Consider the following 7,580-nt stretch of genomic DNA (forward strand, 5'->3'; position numbering starts at 1 on the left):
GGCGACCGGTTCTCGGGTGTGATCCCGTACCGAGATCACCGGAGAACCGTCGACATCGGTCCGTCGAGCCGCCGGGGTGATCACAACTACGCCGCGATCCTGGCCGGAGTGGGTCGGGTGGTCAACGCCATACCTGCCGTCGGGGCAGCCGAACCGAGTATCCGAGCTGTCGTTGACCTGCTGATGTGCACTGGCCCCTGTCTCGCGCGCCCGCTCGGCATGGTGCAGCCCGGCCGCCGGATTCGGCGACGATCCGCCTACGCGCCTAAGCTCGGAAACCTGAGCGGGCGAGCCGGTGGCTCGTCCCGACACCAGGAAGGTTGCGCTGAATGTATGAGCCCGACAGGTCCGGCCCGCGTGAGCCGAACCTGACCGAACTGCGGGAGCGTGCCGCGCACGGTGATTCCGACGCCGTCGCACAGTTGCTCGATATCGGTGACGAACGCACCGATGCAGTCGACCTGAGCGAATACGATATCGATGTGGAAGACCTCGGGGTGGAAACTGCCGAGGACACCGGCACCGACCGGTAGCCCGGTGGACCGGCCCGCCCGCGGGGCGGTCCACTTGTAGGGTGGGGGCCCATGGGAAGCGCTCCGGCCGCCGTCGTACCGCAGCGCCCCCTTGCCCCGGGATCCGTGCGATTCGGTCGGCTGCGGGCATTACGGCGGTGGATTTCTTCGCCCGGGCGGGTGGTGCTCGGTGCGGCAATCTGCCTGATCGCACTTCAGCTCATCGTCCGTAGCGGGGTCCTCGCGAGCAGTTACTTCTACTGGGACGATCTCATCCTCACCGGCCGGGCGGGCAGCTACCCGCTGTGGTCGGCCGAACTGCTGCTACACGACCACGACGGCCATTTCATGCCGCTGGCCTTCGCCGTTTCGTGGCTGGTGACCGTACTGGCACCGCTGAACTGGACGGCCGCCGCAGCGATATCGCTGCTGCTGCAAGTGGCCGCCGCGGGGGCTGTGCTGCGGCTGCTGCTGGTATTGCTCGGTCGGCGCCCGGCACTGCTGATCCCCTTGGTCTTCTATCTTTTCGGCCCGCTCACCCTGCCCGCGTTCGCCTGGTGGTCCGCCGCGCTCAATGCTCTGCCGTTACAGTTCGCGCTCGCCTGGGTCGCCGCAGACGCGGTCCTGCTGGACCGCACGGGGCGGCGCCGGTACGCGATATCCGGGGTGGTGGTGGCGGCCGTTGCGCTGCTGTTCTTCGAGAAAGCGGTCGTGGTCCCGTTCGTCGCCTTCGCGGTGGCGGTCCTGCGCCGATATGTAGACGGCCGGGGTTTCGCCTTCCGTGCGGTCCTGCGCCGGGGTGGGGCCCTGTGGGCCGGTGCCGGGACAGTCCTGCTGATCTGGGGTCTTGTCTACTTCGCGGTGGCGGGGTTATCGCCCGGTGAGGCCGGATCCGCCGATATGGCCCAGATGCTGCCCCGGGCGGCATGGGCCGGGGTGGTGACCGCTCTGCTCGGCGGGCCCTGGGGCTGGGAGCGCTGGATTCCGTCCGCGCCCTGGGCGGTAGCGCCCGACTGGGCGGTCTGGGCGGCAGGAGGTCTACTGGCGGTGGCGGTGATTGCGACGATCCGCGTCCGGCCGGTGGTCTGGCCGGTCTGGGTGGCGGGGGTGGTGTATCTCCTGGCGGTGCAGATACCGGTCGTGCTGATGCGGGCCGGACCCAATACCGTCGACGAACTCATGATGTCACTGCGCTATCTGGCCGACGCCGCCGTGGTTCTCACGATCGCCGGCGCACTGCTGCTGCGAGCCTTCGCCCGCCGCCCGCAACGGACCGTCGCGGCGAAGGGCGACCGGCACAGCGCCCGGTGGCGTGGGCCGATCCCCGCGACAGTGGTGGTCGTCCTGTTCGCGGTGAGTAGCTTGTGGTCGACGTACACGTTCACCCGGAGCTGGTCGGAGGGGTCGACGAAAAGCTATGTGACGACCGCGAAATCGGAATTCGCCCACTGGGACGGGATACCGCTGCTGGAGCAGGAGGTCCCCTGGAACGTGCTGAACCCGACCGCGTATCCGCAGAACGAGGCGAGCCGGGTGCTGGCGCCGATCGCCCCACCGGGTGCCTTCGCCGACGCCACCGAACACCTACGTATGATCACCGACACCGGTGCGTTCGCCGACGCGCGAGTCTGGTGGAACCGCGCCGTCGTTCCTGGCCCGGTACCCGGTTGCGGTCACCGCGTCGACGATCGTGTGCCCGTCCGGGTGCCGCTGGACGGCCCCATGATCGCCCACAAGTGGACTGTCCAGCTCAACTACGCCGCCGACCGGGACGCAACGATCACGGTGGGTTTCGAAACCGGTAAGAAGGTCGAAGTCCCGGTGCGGGCGGGAATCCACACCGTGTACGCACGCATTGTCGGTCAGGGGTCGGCGCTACTGCTGCAGAGCCGGACTCCTGGCCTGACGCTGTGCCTGGGTACCGGACCGGTCGGTGTGGCGTCCCACACGTGATATTCCCATCTGCGGCAATACTGGTACGGCTCGCACCGGCGGTAGCGTGCCACGGTGATGGGTGGCGTCCGGATACCACGGCGGGCCGGACGGCGCCGGCGGCCGAGTTGTGTCTGCCGACGGACTCGTATCGGTCTGCGGAGGCCCGCCAGGACGAACGCTGGAGGGGAACCGATGACCGAGGACGGCGGTCACGGTCCCGGCGACGCGACCGTCGATTCGGTCACCGGGTTGCTGGCCAGCCGACTCGGCGCGGTGGGGGAATCCGCCGGCGAGGTGATGCGACGTGATGTCCGAACCGCGGCCGGTGGGGCGGAATCGGCCGCGCTGCTGGTTCAGGCCGATTCCGCTGGTGCCCGAGAGCTCTCGGTGCAGCTTCCGGGTGCGCCCGGACATATCGCCGGTGGCGCCGACATCGGTCCTGTGCCGGACGGCTTCGCAGAGCCCCAGGGCAATCCGCCGGACCGGCATGCGACCGGAGACGATGAGTCCGAGGCGTCGGGCCCCACAGGGCTCGGGCAGGCCGTTGCCGCCGCTACCGAACCGGCCGGAGTCGCGGACGCCGGACCGGAATCCGCACGGTCGGGCAGTGCCCGCGAACGGGAAGCGGGGACGCCCGAGTCCGGTACGACCGGTGTTCCGGGTTCCGAGGGAGCAGGGAGAACTCAGTCCGAGACGGGCGGCAGGCACCCTGCTTCGGACAAGGTGGGCTCCGCAACAACCGAGGCTGCTCCGGCCGCGGATTCGGCGCAGACCACCGGCCGGTCCGCGACCTCCGATAGGGGCTCGCCCGCCGCGGTGCCGGGACAGACGCCGTGGACGCCCGATGATCCCGGCAGCGGCGCCACACCGGGCCGGGACCAAGTGCCCGGGGCGACGCCATGGAACACCGGGGCCAACTCTGCACCACCACCACATATGCCAAGCCTTCCCGGCGGTCTTCCGGGTTCGCTGACGCCGCAGGAAAGGCCACCGCGGGGCAATCCTCCCTGGGGTCGGGGACGTGGTGGTGGAACCGCCTTCCCTCGGGCTCGGCCCGACGAGCACCCGCCCGGCCGCCCGCGCTGACCGGGTGGGCGGCCGAACCCGGTACGGGATGGCGCGGCGGTCGCTCAGGGGCGGCCGGGAAAGGCGGTGGTGGCCGGATCCGCGCCGCGGAGGGATTGCCACACCGCGCGCCGCCCGGCGGTCTCGGTGAGCGCCTCGATCGCGATCCGGCGGGTGTTATCGGTCTCGGCTCGCTCGACCACCGTGCGCCAGGCCACCGCGGTATCGGTTTCGACGGCGATGGCCAGCTGCGCCGCGGTGTCCGGATCGGATACCGCGAGCGGCATCGTGTACGCCGCGTCGGGTGCCGGCACAGTGCCGCGCCGGCCCGACAGGATATCGACTGTCGCGTCCCTGCGGGCGCGGTGCGCGGCGGTGAACTGCGCGACCGTCCCGCGCTGATCGGCGCCCGCGTGGGACGCGACCAATCCGTAAGCGTAGATCGTGGCGTACTCGGCGCTGAGCGCATCGGCCAGCGCCTGCTGTTCGGTGCCGCTCATCCCAGCAGAACCCCCACCTGCACAGCGCACGCGGCGCTGATCGAGGCCAGCAGCCCCGCGCGATACCCGGACTGGGTGACCGCCAGGTCGGCGGCCGCGCGCTGAGAGGCGCCGAGCTGGTCGCGCAACCCATCGATACTCGGCGGTGCCGCGGGGGCCGGCGTGGTCGTCGGAGACGGGGTCTGCACGGCCGGTGTGGTGCCGTCGCCGTACACACCGATGGCCCGGTCGATCTCGGTGCGCAGGGCATCGGCGTGGGCGGTGCGCTCATTCGCAATTGTGGTCAGCGCGGCCGAGCGCGCGGGGTCGATCGCGATGGCGGCGGTCGCGGAGGCCGCGTCGGTGCGGGCCGAGAACTCTTGGGATACAAGGATATCCGGTTCGGTGATCGGCTCCTCGGCGCATGAGACGAGTGCAGGCGCGATCAGCAGGCCGGCCGTGCCACCACCGGCAACCCGCAGCGCGGCCCGGCGATTGAAACGGCGGGATGCGCTGAAGCTTCCGGTATTCGCAGGTCCGCGAGGAAACCCGGCCGCGGGCCGGTCGGTCACACGCTCGGTCACCGGACCATCGTGCCAGATTCGTCCCCGGCCTCCGAATGCGCTCATCCGGTCGTGCGATGGTGCTCGTCGGCGGCCAGGTGATCTTCGCGGGTCGGTCCGGTCGCGCCCCTGTGGTGAGGGAGTCGCCCGGTAGTGCTTCGCTGCCGTCGCGACCCGGTCGAGGGCGCGGCGCGCAGGATGTTGTGCCGTCGGTCATCGCCTGGCGTCCGCAGGTGCGCAAACGTTCGCCTTGGTGCCGGTCGTCCGGCTGGAGCATGGTGTTGTCGCCGGGTCTGTTCCTGCCTGCGTATGTGTGCAATTGCATTCCGGGTGAGGTATCCGGGCCGGTGGGCGCTTGCGTGCTCTGTCCCGCTGCTGTGGTGCGGACGGCGTGGGTAGTTGTCGCGCGGCGGACTTACCGCCGACCGCTGGTCCTTTACCTTCTTGCCGCGCGTTACGCTAGGTCACCGGCACAGAACTTTCCGTCCGCGTAACAACTGAACCAGGAGCTGCCCATATGCCGATGCCGACCGAGGAAGGGGTGAGCCGGCTCGTCGCCGGACTCGTCGCCGGTCGAGGATTCGATCTCGAGGGAGTCGAGGTTTCCACCGCGGCGGGACAGACCCGGGTGCGGGTGATCGTGGACAGCGATGAAACCGCGGATCTGGACAGTATCGCCGAACTCAGCTCCGAGGTCTCGGCGCGGCTGGACGAAGCGGACGACGAATTCGGTGGCGTCCGGTACCTGCTCGAGGTGACGACTCCGGGTGTGGACCGCCCGCTCACTGCCGACCGGCACTGGCGCCGGGCTCGGGGGCGTAAGGTCCGGGTCCGGCTACGGCCGGGTGTGACACCACCGGAGCCCGGGCTGCCGACGTCGTTCGAAGCCAGAGCAGGTGCCCTCGATGGTGACCGCATTGCGCTGGTGCTGGGGGGTAAACGCGCACCACACCTGGTCACCGTCGGACTGGGGGATATCGAACGCGCTGTGGTGGAGGTCGAGTTCGCCTCGCCCAACGCACGTGAACTGGAACTCACCGGAGGTGTCGCCTCCGGTCGCCCACCCGCGGGAGCGGACGCCGCGGAGCACACCGCCACCACCGTCGACGCGTCCGATTCGACCGAAGGGATCATGGAATGAATATCGAAATCGAAGCCCTGCGCGCCATCGTCGCGGACAAGGGGATCTCGATCGAAACCGTGATCTCCGCGATCGAATCCGCGTTGCTGACCGCCTATAAGCACACCGAGGGGCATCAGCCCAACGCCCGGGTCGAGATCGATCAGCGCACCGGCCTGGTTCGAGTGCTGGCCACCGAACTCGACGCCGACGGGCAGGTGATCTCCGAATGGGACGACACCCCCGAAGGTTTCGGCCGTATCGCCGCGACCACCGCCCGGCAGGTCGTACTGCAGCGGTTACGCGATGCGGAGAACGAGAAATCCTTCGGCGAATTCTCGACCCATGAGGGCGATATCGTCGGTGGTGTGGTGCAGCGCGATGCGCGCGCCAATGCCCGCGGCACCGTGGTGGTTCGGATCGGTAGCGAGCTGCACGGCACCGAGGGGCTGATCCCGTCGGCGGAGCAGGTGCCGGGTGAGACCTACGACCACGGTGATCGGATCAAATGCTATGTGGTCGGCGTTTCCCGGGGGCCGCGCGGTCCGCAGATCACCCTCTCTCGAACCCATCCCAATCTGGTGCGGCGCCTGTTCGCGCTCGAGGTCCCCGAGATCGCGGACGGGTCGGTGGAGATCGTGGCGGTCGCCCGCGAGGCCGGGCACCGGTCCAAGATCGCGGTGCGGTCCACGGTGGCCGGAGTGAACGCCAAGGGCGCCTGTATCGGCCCGATGGGGCAGCGGGTGCGCAATGTGATGAGTGAGCTGGCCGGGGAGAAGATCGACATCATCGACTACGCCGACGATCCGGCGACCTTCGTAGGTAATGCGCTGTCGCCGTCGAAAGTGGTTTCGGTCACAGTTGTCGATCCCGATGCTCGCGCGGCGCGGGTGATCGTGCCCGATTTCCAGCTGTCGCTGGCCATCGGCAAGGAAGGCCAGAATGCCCGGCTCGCCGCCCGGCTCACCGGGTGGCGTATCGATATTCGCAGTGATGCCGCACCGGATTCCGGTGGTTCGGTGCGGACGGAGGCCCAGCGCCGTTGACCGTCACCCCGCGCCCGGCGCGCCCCGCGCCCACCGGTTCACCCGACCGGTGGACAAGCCGTGCCGACCTGCCCGCGACGACGTCGCCGGGGGCGGGGTTGGAGAGTGCCGACCGGTCAGCGGTAGAGTGGTGCCAGGTTCGGTCCGAGTCTTCGGTTCCCGCCCACGAACGTGGTGAATCCGCGGCGCTCCGGCGCTCGGAATTTCCGGTACGTACGTGCGTCGGATGCCGGAAACGCGAACCGGCTGCCGAACTGCTGCGGATCGTGGCGCGTGGGCTGGGCACCGGCAACGGTGTGGAGCCTGTCGTGATCGTTCCCGACCCGCAGTGCAGACTTCCCGGACGGGGTGCCTGGCTGCACCCCTTTTCGTCTTGTCTGCGCACCGCGGTCCGGCGCCGAGCGATCGGCAGAGCACTACGAGTGTCCGGAAATCTGGATATCTCAGCCCTGGAGAAACACCTCGAGAACAGGCACGAGCACTCATGAGCACACCGTGAAGTACCAACGATGAACGTCCATCGGAGTTAACCCGAGGTCGTGCGGGGCCCCGCCAGCAGGTGGGCGGCGCTGCTCGACCTCTCAGTGAGGAGAGCAGTGGCAGGCAAGGCCCGCGTGCACGAGTTGGCAAAAGAACTCGGTGTCACGAGTAAAGAACTACTCGCGAAGCTCAAGGAGCAAGGCGAGTTCGTGAAGTCGGCATCGTCGACGGTGGAGGCACCCGTCGCGCGTCGGCTGCGCGAATCGTTCGCGGCGAAATCCGACAGGCCGAACGGCAGCAAACCGTCGTCGGCCCGCCCCGGTCCCGCGACCGGCGCCAAACCAGCGGCTCCCGGTCCGCGGCCCGGCCCGCGCACCCCG

The 7,580-nt window shown here is 69.2% G+C and carries 9 protein-coding genes; 7 read left to right on the plus strand and 2 right to left on the minus strand.

The window, feature by feature from the left end; all coding sequences use genetic code 11:
• Positions 1 to 329 precede the first annotated feature (329 nt).
• The 3 genes from NS6_RS16430 to NS6_RS16440 all read left to right on the plus strand — a co-directional run bounded on the left by NS6_RS16430 (position 330) and on the right by NS6_RS16440 (position 3,533).
• On the plus strand, positions 330 to 533 hold the full coding sequence (locus NS6_RS16430; protein ID WP_068042734.1) for a hypothetical protein: 204 nt from the start codon (positions 330 to 332) through the stop codon (positions 531 to 533).
• A gap of 51 nt (positions 534 to 584) precedes the next feature.
• On the plus strand, positions 585 to 2,465 hold the full coding sequence (locus NS6_RS16435; RefSeq protein ID WP_245669382.1) for a hypothetical protein: 1,881 nt from the start codon (positions 585 to 587) through the stop codon (positions 2,463 to 2,465).
• 174 nt (positions 2,466 to 2,639) lie between these two features.
• On the plus strand, positions 2,640 to 3,533 hold the full coding sequence (locus NS6_RS16440) for a hypothetical protein (RefSeq protein WP_068042737.1): 894 nt from the start codon (positions 2,640 to 2,642) through the stop codon (positions 3,531 to 3,533).
• Between the two features lie 44 nt (positions 3,534 to 3,577).
• Here NS6_RS16440 and NS6_RS16445 read toward each other — a convergent pair whose 3' ends face one another.
• Both NS6_RS16445 and NS6_RS16450 read right to left on the minus strand, forming a co-directional pair.
• Positions 3,578 to 4,012 (minus strand): ferritin-like domain-containing protein, encoded by a 435-nt coding sequence (locus NS6_RS16445; protein ID WP_068042740.1) that lies wholly within the window; start codon positions 4,010 to 4,012, stop codon positions 3,578 to 3,580.
• Positions 4,009 to 4,575 (minus strand): hypothetical protein, encoded by a 567-nt coding sequence (locus NS6_RS16450; protein ID WP_245669383.1) that lies wholly within the window; start codon positions 4,573 to 4,575, stop codon positions 4,009 to 4,011. Before NS6_RS16450 ends, NS6_RS16445 begins: the two co-directional genes overlap by 4 nt.
• A gap of 496 nt (positions 4,576 to 5,071) precedes the next feature.
• Here NS6_RS16450 and rimP point away from each other — a divergent pair, with 496 nt between their 5' ends.
• From rimP to NS6_RS35885, 4 genes are all read left to right on the plus strand, one after another.
• Positions 5,072 to 5,695 carry a ribosome maturation factor RimP gene (gene rimP / locus NS6_RS16455; RefSeq protein ID WP_068042742.1) on the plus strand — a complete coding sequence of 208 codons (624 nt, stop codon included), beginning with the start codon at positions 5,072 to 5,074 and terminating at the stop codon, positions 5,693 to 5,695.
• Positions 5,692 to 6,720: a transcription termination factor NusA gene (nusA, locus tag NS6_RS16460; RefSeq protein WP_068042744.1), complete on the plus strand. Its 1,029-nt coding sequence runs from the start codon at positions 5,692 to 5,694 to the stop codon at positions 6,718 to 6,720. The genes rimP and nusA overlap by 4 nt, the downstream gene beginning before the upstream one ends.
• A gap of 266 nt (positions 6,721 to 6,986) precedes the next feature.
• The gene (locus NS6_RS35880; RefSeq protein ID WP_245669384.1) at positions 6,987 to 7,208 is read left to right on the plus strand and encodes a YlxR family protein; all 222 of its coding nucleotides are present in this window, start codon (positions 6,987 to 6,989) and stop codon (positions 7,206 to 7,208) included.
• A 108-nt stretch (positions 7,209 to 7,316) separates the two neighbouring features.
• Positions 7,317 to 7,580, plus strand: a 264-nt coding sequence (locus NS6_RS35885; RefSeq protein ID WP_157112791.1) for a translation initiation factor IF-2 N-terminal domain-containing protein, incomplete at its 3' end; no start/stop codon positions are given.

The organism is Nocardia speluncae NBRC 108251 (assembly GCF_001613245.1).
GTDB lineage: Bacteria > Actinomycetota > Actinomycetes > Mycobacteriales > Mycobacteriaceae > Nocardia > Nocardia speluncae.

Excerpts from the sequence above, each read along its gene's own strand:
- NS6_RS16430 (WP_068042734.1), top strand. The coding sequence starts at position 330 with ATGTATGAGCCCGACAGGTCCGGCCCGCGTGAGCCGAACCTGACCGAA.
- NS6_RS16435 (WP_245669382.1), top strand. The coding sequence starts at position 585 with ATGGGAAGCGCTCCGGCCGCCGTCGTACCGCAGCGCCCCCTTGCCCCG.
- NS6_RS16440 (WP_068042737.1), top strand. The coding sequence starts at position 2,640 with ATGACCGAGGACGGCGGTCACGGTCCCGGCGACGCGACCGTCGATTCG.
- NS6_RS16445 (WP_068042740.1), bottom strand. The coding sequence starts at position 4,012 with ATGAGCGGCACCGAACAGCAGGCGCTGGCCGATGCGCTCAGCGCCGAG.
- rimP (WP_068042742.1), top strand. The coding sequence starts at position 5,072 with ATGCCGATGCCGACCGAGGAAGGGGTGAGCCGGCTCGTCGCCGGACTC.
- nusA (WP_068042744.1), top strand. The coding sequence starts at position 5,692 with ATGAATATCGAAATCGAAGCCCTGCGCGCCATCGTCGCGGACAAGGGG.